The 15,364-nt window shown below is 67.2% G+C and carries 8 protein-coding genes; 7 read left to right on the top strand and 1 reads right to left on the bottom strand.

Going from position 1 to position 15,364, the window contains the following annotated elements:
• Positions 1 to 73 precede the first annotated feature (73 nt).
• The 3 genes from M6D93_RS02085 (at position 74) to M6D93_RS02095 (ending at position 4,615) form a co-directional block, all read left to right on the top strand.
• Complete coding sequence (locus tag M6D93_RS02085; RefSeq protein ID WP_249772555.1) at positions 74 to 2,029, top strand: potassium transporter Kup; 1,956 nt, start codon at positions 74 to 76, stop codon at positions 2,027 to 2,029.
• Positions 2,030 to 2,119: 90 nt separating this feature from the next.
• Positions 2,120 to 3,436, top strand: coding sequence for an alkaline phosphatase family protein (locus M6D93_RS02090; RefSeq protein ID WP_249772557.1), 1,317 nt, complete (start codon positions 2,120 to 2,122; stop codon positions 3,434 to 3,436).
• A gap of 90 nt (positions 3,437 to 3,526) precedes the next feature.
• The gene (locus tag M6D93_RS02095; RefSeq protein WP_249772559.1) at positions 3,527 to 4,615 is read left to right on the top strand and encodes an alkaline phosphatase family protein; all 1,089 of its coding nucleotides are present in this window, start codon (positions 3,527 to 3,529) and stop codon (positions 4,613 to 4,615) included.
• Between the two features lie 45 nt (positions 4,616 to 4,660).
• On the opposite strand, the gene M6D93_RS02100 is transcribed toward M6D93_RS02095, so the two are convergent.
• Positions 4,661 to 6,499, bottom strand: coding sequence for a copper resistance CopC/CopD family protein (locus tag M6D93_RS02100; protein ID WP_249772561.1), 1,839 nt, complete (start codon positions 6,497 to 6,499; stop codon positions 4,661 to 4,663).
• A gap of 410 nt (positions 6,500 to 6,909) precedes the next feature.
• Between M6D93_RS02100 and M6D93_RS02105 the strand changes: the two genes are divergently transcribed.
• From M6D93_RS02105 to M6D93_RS02120, 4 genes are all read left to right on the top strand, one after another.
• Positions 6,910 to 7,575 carry a response regulator transcription factor gene (locus tag M6D93_RS02105; RefSeq protein WP_249772563.1) on the top strand — a complete coding sequence of 222 codons (666 nt, stop codon included), beginning with the start codon at positions 6,910 to 6,912 and terminating at the stop codon, positions 7,573 to 7,575.
• A 106-nt stretch (positions 7,576 to 7,681) separates the two neighbouring features.
• Positions 7,682 to 8,686 carry a sensor histidine kinase gene (locus M6D93_RS02110; RefSeq protein WP_249772565.1) on the top strand — a complete coding sequence of 335 codons (1,005 nt, stop codon included), beginning with the start codon at positions 7,682 to 7,684 and terminating at the stop codon, positions 8,684 to 8,686.
• 102 nt (positions 8,687 to 8,788) lie between these two features.
• Positions 8,789 to 14,002 (top strand): SdrD B-like domain-containing protein, encoded by a 5,214-nt coding sequence (locus tag M6D93_RS02115; RefSeq protein ID WP_249772567.1) that lies wholly within the window; start codon positions 8,789 to 8,791, stop codon positions 14,000 to 14,002.
• The gene (locus M6D93_RS02120) at positions 13,999 to 15,363 is read left to right on the top strand and encodes a multicopper oxidase domain-containing protein (RefSeq protein ID WP_249772569.1); all 1,365 of its coding nucleotides are present in this window, start codon (positions 13,999 to 14,001) and stop codon (positions 15,361 to 15,363) included. Before M6D93_RS02115 ends, M6D93_RS02120 begins: the two co-directional genes overlap by 4 nt.
• Position 15,364 lies beyond the last annotated feature (1 nt).

Raw genomic sequence — 15,364 nt, forward strand, 5'->3', positions numbered from 1 at the left:
ACATCCTGCCGGATCGCCGACAACGGTGCCCCGCACGATCACCTGCCCAGTACGGACGGGCAGACTGGACGCCATGACCGAGGTGGAGACCGAGCAGCCCCCGAACGGGGACGCAGTCCCCGAGATCACCCATCCCGCCTCGCACGGGACCGGTTGGCTGGGCCTGGCGCTCGGTGCGCTCGGCGTCGTGTACGGCGACATCGGCACCAGCCCGCTCTACGCCCTGCAAACGGTGTTCTCGATCGACCACGGTGCGGTCAAGCCAACACCTGGCGATGTATACGGCGTGATCTCGCTGGTCTTCTGGTCGGTGACGGTGGTCGTCTCCATCAAGTACGTGGTGTTCATCCTGCGGGCCGACAACGACGGCGAGGGTGGCGTGATGGCCTTGGCCGCTCTGGTCCGTCGCGCGCTGGGAGCCAACGGTCGCTGGACGGCCGCACTGATGGCGCTGGGCGTGTTCGGCGCCTCGCTGTTCTACGGCGACAGCGTGATCACCCCGGCGATCTCGGTGCTGTCGGCGATCGAGGGGCTGCAGGTCGCCTCACCGGGACTGGCCAACGCCGTGTTGCCACTGGGGATTGCCATCCTGGCCATCCTGTTCGCCGTTCAGCGCTGGGGGACCCACCGGGTCGGACGATTGTTCGGACCGGTCATGGTGCTGTGGTTTCTGATCCTGGCGATCCTCGGTCTGCCCCAGATCGCGCGGCATCCCGGAATTCTCAAGGCCCTGTCGCCGACCTACGTCTTCACCTTCATCGCCGACCATCCCTATACCGCCTTCATCGCGATGGGGGCGGTCGTGCTGGCCATCACCGGGGCCGAGGCGCTCTACGCCGACATGGGCCATTTCGGCCGGCCGCCGATCCGGCGCGCGTGGTTCGCCGTGGTGTTCCCGTCGTTGATGCTGAACTACCTCGGCCAGGGCGCCCTGATCCTGAACCGCCCGTCCGCCACGACGAATCCGTTCTACCTGATGGTGCCGGGCTGGGCACGGATCCCGATGGTCGCGCTGGCCACGATGGCCACGGTCATCGCGTCCCAGGCGGTCATCTCCGGCGCGTTCTCGGTGTCGCGCCAGGCCGTCCGGCTGGGTTTCCTGCCGCACCTGAACGTGCGTCACACATCGACGGTGGAAAGCGGGCAGATCTACGTCCCCGCGGTCAATTGGCTGCTCTTCGGCGGGGTTCTTGTCCTCATGGTCAGCTTCCGGTCCTCTGCCCGGCTGGCCACGGCGTACGGGGTTGCGGTCACGGGCACGCTGATCATCACCACGTTGTTGTTCCTGGTCGTGGCCCGCACGCTCTGGAAGTGGGCGATCTGGAAGATCCTGCTCGCCGGGGTGGGCTTCGGTGGTCTGGAACTGACCTACTTCTCCGCGAACCTCACCAAGGTGCTGCACGGCGGCTGGCTGCCGCTGCTCATCGCCGGATCGGTGTTCACGGTCATGATGACCTGGCAGCGGGGCCGGGAGATCGTCACGCTGCGCCGCGTGGCGCTGGAGGGCCCGCTCACCGATTTCGTGGAGAAGGTCAACGAGCACTCGATCATGCGGGTCCCGGGAACGGCAGTGTTCCCGCACCCCACGAAGGAGACGACTCCCCTGGCGCTACGGGCCAATGTGCAGCACAACGGCGTCCTGCACGAGCACGTCGTGATCGTCTCGGCCCAGTCGGAGAACGTGCCCCACGTCGCTCCCTCGGAGCAGTTGAGCATCGACAACCTGCACTACGCCGACGACGGAATCGTCCACGTGACCGTTCGATACGGCTTCCAGGACGAGCAGAACCTGCCCGATGCACTCCGGCGCGTGCGGTCGATGGATGACGACAGCGAACTGGACATCGATCCCGACCAGGCCACGTACTTCCTGTCGCGCATCATGATCCAGCGGGGCGACGGTCCCGGGATGAGCACCTGGCGGAAGCGGATCTTCATCGGCCTCGCCCACAACGCGGCGAACCCGGCCGACTATTTCGGACTACCGCTGGACCGCACGGTGATCATGGGGTCGCACGTCGACCTGTGAACCCCGACGTCTCGGTACGGACGGTGAACAGCGGGTGAACCCCTCGGGCCGGACCGTCACCCGACACCGGCTCGGTAGTTAAGTGGGGTTGTGAGCCTTTCGCGTAGACGATTCCTGACGGCATCCGCCACCGTCGCCGCCGCTGCCACGGCAGGCGTCGGCGCATTCGCCGCGAGCAGCGGTGCGCACGCCACGGTGGCCGGCACGACCGGCGCCGCAACCGCTGTCCCGGCCGGCCTGCCCGCTCCGGCCGCCTCCGGCATCGAGCACGTGGTCGTGGTGATGATGGAGAACCGATCCTTCGACCATTTCCTCGGCTGGCTTCCCGGAGCCAACGGACGGCAGGCCGGTTTGACGTTCACCGACCGCTACGGCCTCGAGCACGCGACCCATCATCTGACCGATTTCGCCAGCTGCGCGTACAACGACCCCGACCACTCCTACGAGGGCGGCCGCATCGAACTCAACAACGGGCGCTGCGACGGCTGGCTGAAAGCCGGCGAGAACGACGCTCTGGCCATCGGGTACTACGCCCAGCCGGACCTGGCGTTCCTCGGCCAGGCGGCGCCGGCCTGGACGGTATGCGACAGCTATTTCTCGGCGGTCATGGCCGAGACCTATCCGAACCGTTTCTACCAGCACGCCGCGCAGACCGACCGGCTGCACAACTCGACCGTCACGGCCAGCATCCCGACGATCTGGGACCGGCTTGCCGCCGCCGGAGTCAGTGGTCGGTACTACTTCTCCGACATCCCGTTCACCGCCTTGTGGGGAACCAAGTACCTGCCGATCTCGCGGCCATTCGGAACTTTTCTCACCGATGCCGCCGCCGGCACACTGCCCGCGGTCTCGTTCGTCGACCCGCGTTTCGAGGACGAGGCATCGGGCAGTTCAGGCGACGACCACCCCAAGGCGGACATCCGCGCCGGGGAACAGTTCCTCAACCAGGTCTACAACGCCATCACCAGCAGCCCGAACTGGGCCAACACGGTGCTCGTGATCAACTTCGACGAGTGGGGTGGCTTCTACGACCACGTTGCGCCCGGCACCGCGCCGGACGTCTCTTCCACCACCGCCCTGCGCGGCTTTCGGGTGCCGGCACTGGTCATCTCGCCCCGGGCGCGCAGGCGTTACGTCGCGCACAACACCTACGACCACACCTCGATCCTGCGGATGATCGAATGGCGATGGAACCTGGCGCCACTCACCCCGCGGGACCGGGCTGCTCGCAATCTCGCTGAAGTGCTCGACTTCACCACGCCGCCGCAGCTCACGGCGCCCCGGTTCACCGTTGCGCCCTTCGTGGCCACGGTGTGCCCGCCCGCTCCGCTCACCGGGGCGGAGGCGGCCGAGTGGCCCGCCTTGAAGAAGAAAGCTCTCGCCGCAGGATGGAGATTGCCGTCATGATCGCCGCCCGCCCCGTCCGCCGTCCGCCGTCCGCGGATCCGCGCCCGAGGCCGGAGGCTTCTCGCCGCGGCCGGCACCGTGATCGGGCTTGTGACCGCTCTCGTGCTGTCCGCCAGCGCCGACGGCGTGACCACCCCGCCCGTTGCCGGCTACGTCCCGGCGATCAAGCACGTCTTCGTCATCAACATCGAGAACAAGGGCTACGACGCCACGTGGGGACCGACCTCGGCGGCCCCCTACCTGGCCAAAACCCTTCGCGGGCAGGGTGTGCTGCTCAATTCCTATTACGGGACGGCCCACAACTCGCAGCCGAACTACGTCGCGCAGCTGTCCGGTCAGGGCCCGAACCCGCAGATGCAGGCCGACTGCCAGGTGTACTCGAGTTTCGCCGGCTCCGGCTCCGGAACCGGTTCCGGTACCCCCGCGCCTGGGCAGGCCGTCGGCTCGGGATGCGTCTTTCCGGCCGGCGTCGCCTCGCTGCCCACCCAGCTCGATTCCAGAGGCCTGAGCTGGAAGGGATACATGGAGGACATGCGAACGCCGTGTCGCCATCCGGCTGCCAACAGCGTCGACTCCACCCAGAAGGCCAAGGTGGGTGACCAGTACGCCGCCCGGCACAACCCGTTCGTCTACTTCGGCGCCATCACCGGTTCGTCCGAGTGCGCCGCCCGCGACGTGGACCTGAGCCAACTGCCCAAGGACCTGGCCAGTATCAGCACGACACCGAACCTGACCTACATCACGCCGAACCTGTGCAACGACGGGCATGACGCCCCCTGCGTGGACGGACGGCCCGGTGGCCTGGCCAGTGTGAACGCATGGATGCAGATCTGGGTGCCGCGAATTCTCAACTCGGCCGCGTTCAAAGCCGACGGCGAGCTGATCATCACCGCCGACGAATCCGACGGTCCGCAGAGCGATGCCTCGGCGTGCTGCGGCGAGGGTCCAGGTCCGAACAGCGCGCTGCCCGGGATCACCGGCCTGGGCGGCGGCCGGATCGGCGCATTGGTGCTCTCGCGCTGGACGGCACCCAACACCTGGAGCACGACCCCGTACAACCACTACTCGCTACTGGCCTCGATCGAGGACGTCTTCCGGTTGCCCTACCTGGGTTATGCCCAGACCGCCGGTCTGAACCGCTTCGGACTGGACGTCTACAACTCCGGCTGGAACGGCTGACCGCGCGCACCAGCAGCTTCGTGATGCTCGGGGCGGACCCGAGCATCACGAAGCACGTTCGAGGACTGCGGCCTGGAACCGCCTCCGAACGAGGGCCAGCGCGAGCAGCAGCACGAGCAGGCTCAGCCCGGCGGCGGGATCGGCATACGTCGACACGCGCGTCCAGCGCGATCCTGCCGCGCTCGGATTGTCGGCGCCGGCGCCCGGTGCGTAGTTCGTGCCCACGGCCGGAAGCGTCAACGGGATCGCTGTGCCCACATCCAGCTGGACGCTGACCGCGGTGGGCACCGCCGACAGAGCCGCGGTCCCGAAGGACGTCTGCTCCGACACGGGGCGCAGAGACACCACGACGTCAGCCCCGTTGCCGCCCTCGATGCGCAGCAGTACCGGTCGCGCCGTGGAGGGCGCTGGCCGGCGCGAACTGGTGAGCGTGACCGTGAATCCGTTGACGCCGACCCGATCGGGATTGACCGCGACGGAGACGATCCATGACCCGGACGTCGCGACCCCGCTGGTGCCCCCCGCCGCCGCGAGCGTCGGTTCCCGCGCCGGCGGTGACTGCCCGAGCCAGGACGCGACCAGCAACACCAGGGCGCCGAGCGCGGCCTCGACCGTAACCGCGCGCTGCGACAGGACTCTGGGGCTCGCGGCTGTACGAGCCACGCCGGACCTCGCCGGGTGCAGCCGGCGGAAATTCCGCCAGCCCAGCAGCAACAACACCGACAGCAGGCCGACCTTGGTCAGCAGCAGGCGGCCGTACTCGCTGCTGAACAGCTGGGACAGCTGGTCGACCTGGCGCGATGTCCCATACAGACCCGAGGCGATCAGGATCCCGACCGCGAGGAGCGCGCCGGTGCTGAAACGGACGGCGAGTTCGTCCAGCAATGCGGTTGACCGTCCCGAGCGGTGGCGGCCGATAAGCACGGCCACCAGTCCGAACAGCGAACCGATCCAGGTGCAGGCGGCGGCGATGTGGACGGCGTCGGCCGCGACGGTCAGCCAGGCCCCGCCGCCGACCGCCGCGGCGTGGCCCTGAGCTGCCGACACGGCCGCGAGCCCGAGCGCGAGCACGAGGACGACGCCGTCAGCTCCGGCGGATCGCCGCCAGTGAACCTGATCCCTACGGACGGCACGGCCGGCACGGCCGAGTACGAGCAGCAGGACGGCCAGCAGGACGAGCCTGGCCAGCAGCAACAGTCCCCACCTGCTGTCAACCGTCAGCAGCCGCATGGTGGTGACGTCAACCCGGCCCAGCTCGTTGCTCCGGGCGAGGACCTCGGCCGCACTAACGGCCATGCCGGCGACGGCGGCTGCCGACACCGTTCGTAACAACAGGGCTCGGGGTTCGGCCCCGTGTCGGTGTCCTGCGTCCTCACCACCGATCGGCCTCGGCAGCACGACCGTGATCAGTCCCATCCCGCCGAGGATCACCGCCAGGGTGAGCAGCCACAACCATTCCAACAGCGCGGTCACGGGATGCACGGCCGGTCCCTGTGCATCCAGCGCGGCGGGGTTGCGCGCCGTGCCCACGCTGAACAGCACCGTGCCACTCGTGGTGTGACCGTCATCGGCAGCCATCACCCGCCAGCGCAGGCCGTAATCGCCCACCGGCAGCGGCGCAATCCTGGCCACGAGCTCGGAGCTGTCGCCCGGTTGGCGAACCGGATCGGGCGGCCGCACGGACCCGCCCCCGATCAGGCTCACCGAGCTCAACCGGCTGACGATGTCCTCGCTGAAATACAGCTTCACCACGGACGGGGCGGCGTCGAGTACCGCGCCGTCGGCCGGGTCGCTGCCGACCAGTACCGCGTGGGCCTGCGCCGGGGTGATCGTGACCAGCCACCAGAGCAACGCGGCCAGCACGGCCACCGTCGAACGCCACAAGCGACCGCCCAGGGGCCGACCCCGCTGGGGGCGGGCGAGGTCGGCCGCGCAAGGGCGGATCGCGGCTGGGGAGGGCTCGATCGGGGCTGACGACCGGGATCGTTCAGCACTGGAGCCATGGCCGCTCCGCATGACACCCCGCCCCCCGGAATGCGTCACAGGATTGCACGTGCGCCCGACCGTAGCGCCGGGCTCCTGCTGCGATCCGTGGATGACCGATCCGTCATCTGGACGTCATGCAGTAATCATGCACATTGCGGATGGGCAAATCCGATGACAAGCCCCATAACGTCAAAGTGCCTGTAAACACGGGGCTTGCGCAGCCCGTACCTGGCATGTACACACGCAACATAGAGCGCGGGCAAAGCTTCAGGCCGAGCCTGCCTCGTCGGGGGATGCTGGGGGCAGCGGTGTCACGCGTACTTGTGGTCGATGACGAGCAGCGGATCTGCCGATTCATCACGCGTAGCCTGACGACGATCGGTTTCCAGGCCGACAGCGCGGCCAACGGCGCCGAGGCGATCCGGATAGTTCGTGAAGCTCACTATGATCTGGTCATTCTCGACCTGCTCATGCCGGGGATCGACGGCTACGACGCCCTCGCCCAACTGCTCAGGCATGATCCGCTGCAGAAGGTGATGGTGCTCTCGGCCATCACCGAGGTCGACTCGAAGGTGCGTTGCCTGCGGATGGGGGCGGTCGACTACCTGGCCAAGCCCTTCGCGATCGCCGAACTGCTGGAGCGGGTCAAGCGGCGCGCCGAGGAACCGAGCATCACCACGATGACGCGCTGGCTGGACGTGGGCCGGGTGCGGCTGGATCTGCAGCGGCGCGAGATCATGATCGACGATCGGACGATGCCCCTGTCGGAACGGGAATTCATCCTGCTTGATCACCTGATGCGCCACGCCAACCAGGTCTGCACTCGCGGTGAGTTGCTGGCCGACGTGTGGGGCTATTCCTTCGACCCCGGAAGCAATGTCGTCGACGTATGCATCCGGCGGCTACGGAACAAGCTGCAGCCGGACCTCATCGAGACGGTGCGCAATGTCGGATATTGCTTCATCGCCAGTTGAGCGAGGCTCGCCGTTGCGTCGCGGTGGACCGGGAGAACACGGTTCGCCCCTGGAACGCTGGCTGTTTCCCCTGTGGGCGGTCTTCGCGAGCATCAACTCGGGTGTCATGTTCATCGTTCCGGGTGCAGAGACGGTGCCCTTTCATTTCGTCTGGATCAGCTTGGCTGTCGTATACGGCTTCCGGCCGTGGAGTCTGCCTCGCACCGCGATAGTGCTCGGGGCCGTTTGCCTGGTCACCGGCGCAGCCCTGGAACGCGACGTCCAGGCCGGCATCATCGGTTGGGAGGAGATGACCGAGGTTCCTCTGATGAGCCTGGTCTTTCTCGCCTCGGTGTGGCACGTCCGCCGACGGGTCGCCGCCGAACAGGCCGCCCGCGTTGGGGCCGAGAGTGAGCGTCGGATGCGTGATGCGCTCAAGCGCTTCGTGCGATTCGCCTCCCACGAACTGCGCACTCCGGTCACCGTGGCCCGGGGCTATACCGAACTGCTGCGGGTCGAACATCCGGACGCGCAGCTCGGTGACGATGCCGCCGTGGTGCTCGACGAGCTCGACAAGCTCGAACGCATCTCTTCCCGGTTGCTCGACCTGGCCCAGGTCGAGGAGCAGGAAATCCGTTGTATGCCAACGGATATCGACGCACTGCTGCGTCGCACGGCCCGCCGGTGGCGACCGGCTGCCGAACGGCACTGGCTGCTGGAGACGGATGCCGGCAGTGTCATGGCCGATGCCGAACGGCTCGAGGCCTCGTTGGACTGCCTGCTCGACAACGCCGTCAAGTACACCTCCGCCGGCGCCACCATCGAGTTGCGCGGGCGCCGCGACGCCGACTGGGTCACCATCGAGGTGATCGACGAGGGCACCGGCATAGCGCCCGATGAATTGCCCTACATCTTCGAGGCATTCCACTCCGGGCCGCGGGGCGGCTCCGGTCTCGGCCTTGCTGTGGTCCACGCGACGGCACTGGCCCATCAGGGCACGGTCTCGGTGGCCGACTCGCCCATGCTGGGATGCACCTTCACGCTGCGCCTGCCGGTGCCGACAGACAACGCCGGCACCGGCCTCCCGCAGCGGGCGGTAGTCGAACATGACCGGGCTATGACACGTCCATGACAGGGCCGTCACGTAGCGGCTGCTGATTCTCCGTACCTCCCATGCTCTGCAGTGGCGTGCCGACACCAGCGGTGTGCCACGTGACGCGGAGGGTGGATTCTCATGCGGCAGCAGCGGATTCCGGGCTTTGGTCAGCACAGCCGGCTACACCGGCGCACCCATAGGCGCTCGGCGTGGCGCATCCTGGCGATCACCTTCGCTCTGGCCCTCACGCCGTTCGTGGCGGCGGTGAGTCCATCGATCGCTCCGAAGGCGCACGCGGCGACCTCGTGTCCGCCGACCCTGTGCGCGGTGACCGTCAATGCCTTCGACTACGCCTCCGGGGCGGCATTGCCGCAGTACAACTTCATCGTCAACGTCGACAACACTCGTTACGTCGACCCGGTGACGCGGCAACCGGTCGACCCGTTCCCGAAGTACGTCACGACGGAGAGCCACAGCCCGCTGGTCAGCCAGGGCAGCGACTCCCACCGCACGGTGCAGCTGGACGCCGGCCGGTACCTGATCTCGATCCGGGCGCCCGGCCACAAGATGTGGGGCCAGTACATCACCCTGCCACGCGATGCCGCCGCCGACGGCACCCTGTCGGTGCGCGTCGAACTGACCGAGCAGAGCAGCGCGCACCCACTTCCCCTCGGCAAGATCAGGGTTTTCGTCTTCAACGACAATGCCTGGACCAACGGTGCCCCCGACACTGAAGAGGCCGGCCTGGGCGGCTTCAAGGTCACCCTGGACGAGCAGACGGGCAGCCTGGTGACCGTCGACTATCACAACAAGCCCTTGTGCGGCGGCAACTGCCTGTCCGGCAGCGACGGCTTCGTGCAGATCAACGACCTCAGCCCAGCGACGTACTTCATCAACGTCACGCCGCCGAGCACACCCTGCAACAGCGATCCCAACAGCCACTGGTACCAGACCACGACGATCGACGGCGGGCTGAGCCTGCAGGCCGGCGTGGAAGAGGGCAGCGACGGCACCGGCTCGCCCGGTGAGCAGCTCTGGGAGCCCCCGAACAACCGCACTGCCTACTGGTTCGGATTCGTCTGCTCCCCGACGGCCTTCGCCGCCCCGGGTAGTGGCGAGATCACCGGCACCGCACGCAACTGGCAGGGCTGGCCCCCCTTCGACGTGCTGACCCTCGGCGACCCGGTTGATCAGCCGTTCGTCGCCCTGAGCGACAGCACGACCGACCGCACCGTCTTCGTCGGTCGCGGCGACTCGGCCGGCAACTTCGACATCCAGGGTGTTCCGCCGGGTACGTACAACCTCGCGATCTGGGACGAACAACTGAGTTACATCTTCCGCTTCAAGCCGGTCACCGTCGGCGCGGGAGAGACGGTCGACGTCAACGAAACCGATCCGAACGGCGAGGTCGGCATCGGCGTCTCGCGCTGGTTCGGCTGGCTCGAGGGCGACGTCTACAAGGACCTCAACAAGAACGGCGTGCGGGACCCGGGTGAACCGGGCATCCCCAACACCGACATGGACCAGCGCTGGCGTGACGGCTCCATCAAGGAGACCACGACCACCGATACGACCGGCCACTACTCCTACCCGACGGCCGAGGGTGGTGCGCTGGGCAAGTGGTTCATCAACGAGCAGGGCTACGCGCGGCAAGGGGTGACCGGCGCGTCCGTGCACGACGAGCACACCGGCGCCGTCACCGCGGTTCCGACCAATCAAGGTGGCGCACTGCTGAGCAACCAGCTCGTGACCGAAGGCCACCGCGCGATCGTCGACTGGGGCAAGTTCGACTACTCCGGCAGCGAGCCGGGGCAGATCGTCGGCATCACATACTTCGCCACCACCCGCAACGAGTTCGACGCCAAGAAGCAGAAGCACGAGCCCTATGAGCCGGCTATTCCAGGCGTGACGGTCTACCTTGAAGGGCCCGGCCCGGACGGCGTGCCGAACACGGCCGACGACGTGATTCTGAACAAGTACGTCACCGACCATTGGCAGCAACCCAGCGCGAGCCAGACGCCGGCCCAGGGCTGCGCGGTGACGGACTCCTCCGGTGCGGACATCTCCGCCCAGCTCAACCCGTCCGTCGGCCCGACCTGCTTGGAAACCCCCATCGCGGGTCAGCAGACCAAGGACGGCGCGTTCGACGGCGGCTATGCCTTCAACAGCTACTGCCCGACTGGTTACGACATGGCGGCCGACAACGGAAGCTGCGTCGGTGGAAGCGCTCCGAGTCCGCTCGTCGCGGGAACCTACATCACCCACGCGATCATGCCCAAGGACGCCAACAACAGCACCGACTGCAACACCGCGGCGGGCGACCCGAACATCACGTCGACCGTGGGTGCGATCCCCGGTGGCGGTGCGGGCTGCCTGTACCGGCCGGTCAAGGAAGAGGACGTCAACGTCGATCTGGGCAGCAACTTCGTACCGGCGATCCCCCAGCCGCCATGCGTCGGTGACACTCACCTGATCGACAAGTCCACGTTGACGCCGCGCAGCTTCTACTACACCGCCACCGCGCCGACCGCGCCGCTGTGCGACAAGAAGCTGGTCGTTCTGACCAACGGACAGAACGCCAACGCCGACTTCCACATGATGACAAACTTCAACACCGACCCGAATGGGACCGACCCCGCCGACACGCGCGCCGGTGACGTCGCCGTGCCCGGCCGCATCATCGGACTGGTCTCCAACGACATCTACTTCGAGCGCAACCCGAAGTCGATGTGGTACGGCGAGCCCCGGCCGATCGGCGGAATCCCCGTAGGCATCTACCAGCGGGTGGACACCAACCCGAACGTCAACCAGCCCTACGACGAGAACAACTGGCGTCTGATCAAGACGGTGTACACCACACCAGAAGGCACGTATGAGGCTCTCCTGCCTTCGACGCAGAACTTCAACTGCCCGATCCCGCAGGGGCCCTGCCCCGGCATGTACCTGGTCAAGGTCGACGACCCGGGTACCACGACCCACCCGAACGCCGGTTACAACCCGAACCTGCTGACGGCCACATCCCCTTGGGACGTCTGGCCCGGTCTGACCGACCAGCTCGACACGCCACTCGACCCGATCTCGGGCACGGGCTGCGAGGACCCGGCCGTGCCGGCGCGACCGGAAGCCCTGCAGGTATCCACTCCTGTGGTGCCGGCCAGCGGCAGCCGCCTGGTGACGGTTCAGGCCGACTTCATCGGGACGACCGGCACCGCTACCGGCGCGACCGGAGTGCGGGCCACCCTGACCGACGACCGCAACGGCGAGACCGAGACGTTGACCCGTGCCAACGGCGGGATCGTGAGCTGGACGCCTGGCACTTCCGGGACGACCGGTACACCCGACACGGTCACGCTCAGGATCCCCGCGCTGGCCTCGAATACCGCGGCCAATCTCGCGCCCAACCTGACCTTCAGGCCAGGACCCAAACAGCTCACCCTGATCACGGCAAACGCCAACGGCGGTGTGTCCAGTGTCAACGCGGTCACGCTGCACGTGATGGGCACCAACGGCACCGGAACCAACGCGGTGACCTACAGCCCGCCCGTGGTGAACGTGCCACCTCCGGCGCAGACCGGGGTCAACGCGCACGCTCTGCAGAACGCCATCGACGGTGCCGCAGCGGGCAGCCTGCTCGTGCTTTCGCCCGGTACCTACAACGAGAACGTGCTGGTCTGGAAGCCGCTGAAGATCCAGGGACTCGGCCCGGGCGGCATCATCGGAGCACACGAGTTGCAGTCCCGTGATCCTGAGGACCCGAGGTTCCACGTGCTCGGATCCGTGATCGACGGCCGGTACTTCAGCCAGGACGCCGCCACGTTCAACAATGACGTCACTGCTCACGCACCGTACTTCGGCGTGGACGGCACGCACCCGGTGCTCAAGGGCGCGGACGTGACCGTGGTGGCGCAGAGCGGAACGGCCTTCAACCTCGGCACCGGAGTCAACGCAACCTTCGCCCAGGCTCGGGTGGACGGCGTCGCTCTGATGACCGGACAGGGCGAGGGGGCCGGCGGCATCCAGTTGCAAGCCGGCGCCAACAACACCCAGCTGACCAACAATGTCCTCGAGAACAACGGCGGAATCTTCGCCGGTGGTATCGCCCTAGGTCAGCCGTATGCCCACGGCAGCCACAACTGGAGTGTGCGGATCGCCAACGATCGCCTGATCGGTAACGGTGGTCTGACCCGCTCCGGAGGTATCGGCATCTTCTACGGCTCCAACTCCTACGAGGTGGCCTCCAGCGTCGTGTGCGCCAACTTCGGGGTCGAGTACGGTGCGGGCATCTCGCACTGGGGACTCAGCCCGGGCGGCAAGATCCACGACAACCAGGTGTACTACAACGATTCGGTGGACTCCGGCGCCGGCATCTCGGTGCAGACGGAACTACCCGTCGGCGGCGGCCTGGGTGACGGCTCCGGCTCGGTCGACATCGACCGGAACCTGCTCACGGGCAACTACAGCGGCGACGATGGCGGCGGAATCTTCGTCCTCGATGCGCTGACCGCTCCGATCAACATCCGCGACAACATCATCGCCGACAACGGTTCCGCCGACCTGGGTGGTGCGGTGATGCTGGACGACGCCTCGAACGTGCGGTTCGTCAACAACACCGTCGCCAGCAACGTCTCCACCGGATCGTCGGAGACCTCCGATGGCCTGCCGCACTCGGCCGGCCTGGCTTCAGAAGCGAACGACCCGCTGTTCCAGGCAATGCTGCCCGCAGGTTCGGCAGACTTCGCCAACCCGGTCGCGCTGTTCAACAACGTGTTCTGGAACAACACGGCCTACACGCTGAGTCAGCCCGGGCCGGGAGCGACCCTGGTCAACCAGGGCACCATCGATTTGGAGGTCCACGGGACGGGCAACGCGAACGACACCTACACCCCGCGGTACTCGGATCTGACTACAGGACAGGTGCTCCGCGCCGACGGTGTGCTGCACGCACTGCCGACGAACCTGGGCAACATCAGCGTCGACCCGCTGTTCATCAACCCGTTGGGCGTCACCGCTGAGCTCACGGTGTCGGGATCGCGGCTCGACCCCGCGGTTGCGGCTGTGACCCTGACCGGTGGCGACCCGCCGGTCGGCCTGACCAGCAACTTCCACCTGCAGCCGACCTCACCGGTGGTGGACCGTGGCGTGCGGTGCTCGCTGACCGCGTCGCCGGCACCGGCCACCGCGCTCAACCCTTGCCCGGCAGGCCAGATCCAGGCCCCGTCCTCGGCCGTGTTCCTGGGTGGTCTCGGTGACATCGACGGTCAGTACCGGCCGCAGCTGCGCAGCTTCCGGCTACGGACGCCGTGGGACCTCGGTGCTGACGAGCTCGTCGGCCTCCCGGTGCCGCTGCCATGAGGCGCGAGGTACGGCCGCTCGGCCCGGGCCGGACCGAGCGACTCGACACCAATGAGGAGAACATCGTGGAGTCGCAAGGCATACGGAGAAGGACGTTTCTCCAGGCCGCAGGCGTCGGCGCGCTGGCCGCCGCCGCCGGGGCCGGGACCGCTCGGGCAATCGAGAGGAGCCTGTTCACTCCCGCCGGTGCGGCCACCACATCGCTGTCCCTGGCGGCGACCGACGGATACATCACCATGCCCGGGCGCGACGACCACCCGGTCTACGTCTTCGGGTTCATCAAGGTGGATCCGGCCCTGTCGCCGAGCGATCTGATCTCGACGTTCAAGGGGCATGCCCAGCACACCGCGCCCACGCTCGACTTCCGTCAGGGCGACGACATCAAGATCACCTTGACCAACCTCGGCCTGCTGCAACGGCCGGACCTGGTCGACTCCCACACCATCCACTGGCACGGCTTCGACCTGCCGTCGCCGCTCAACGACGGCGTGCCGGAGGTGTCGGTTGCGGTCCCGATCAGCAAGCAGCTGACCTACTTCTACCGTCCGCACCGCGAGGGCACCTACATGTACCACTGCCACTTCGAGGACGTCGAGCACGTCCAGATGGGCATGACGGGTGTCGTCTTCGTACGACCGCTCCAGGACGGGACCCCGAAGACGTTCGGCAGCAAGACCTTCACGCGGTTCGCCTACAACGACGGCGACGGTTCGACCGGCTACGACCGGCATTTCGCGATCCTGCTCAACGAGATCGAGACGCGCCAGCACGACGCCGACCGAGACATCCAGGAATTCATCCCGACCGATTTCAACCCGGCGTACTTCACGATGAACGGCCGCTGCTACCCGCAGACGACGTTGCTCAACGACGATGCCTTCACCTCATCGGGCCTGACGACCCCGAACGCGACGGCCGGCACGGTGGACGTGTCCCAGCCGAATTCCTCGCTGATGCAGGTCAATCCCGGTGAGCGGGTGTTGCTCAGGCTGGCCAATCTCGGCTACCAACAGCACTCGCTGGAACTGCCCGGAATCCCCCTGCACGTCGTCGGCCAGGACGCCTCGCTGCTGCGCAACGGTAGCGGTGCCTCGGCGGTGGACACGTCCTACTGGACGAACCACCTCTATCTGGGACCCGGGGAGGCGCGCGACGTGCTGTTCGACGTGCCGGCCTACAGTGCCTCGCGCCCGTCCGGTTCGGACAGTCGCGGCGCCTACAACGTCTACTACCTGAAGAGTCGCGACTGGCGCCAGCTGGCCAACCTCGGTGCCACCGGCCCCGGCGGCATGATGACCGAGGTTCGCGCCTACACCGCGCCGGTGCCGGCCCAATCCATTGTGGGGCAGACCTATGCCTAGG

This window comes from Jatrophihabitans telluris, assembly GCF_023516435.1.
Classification (GTDB): Bacteria; Actinomycetota; Actinomycetes; order Mycobacteriales; family Jatrophihabitantaceae; genus Jatrophihabitans_A; species Jatrophihabitans_A telluris.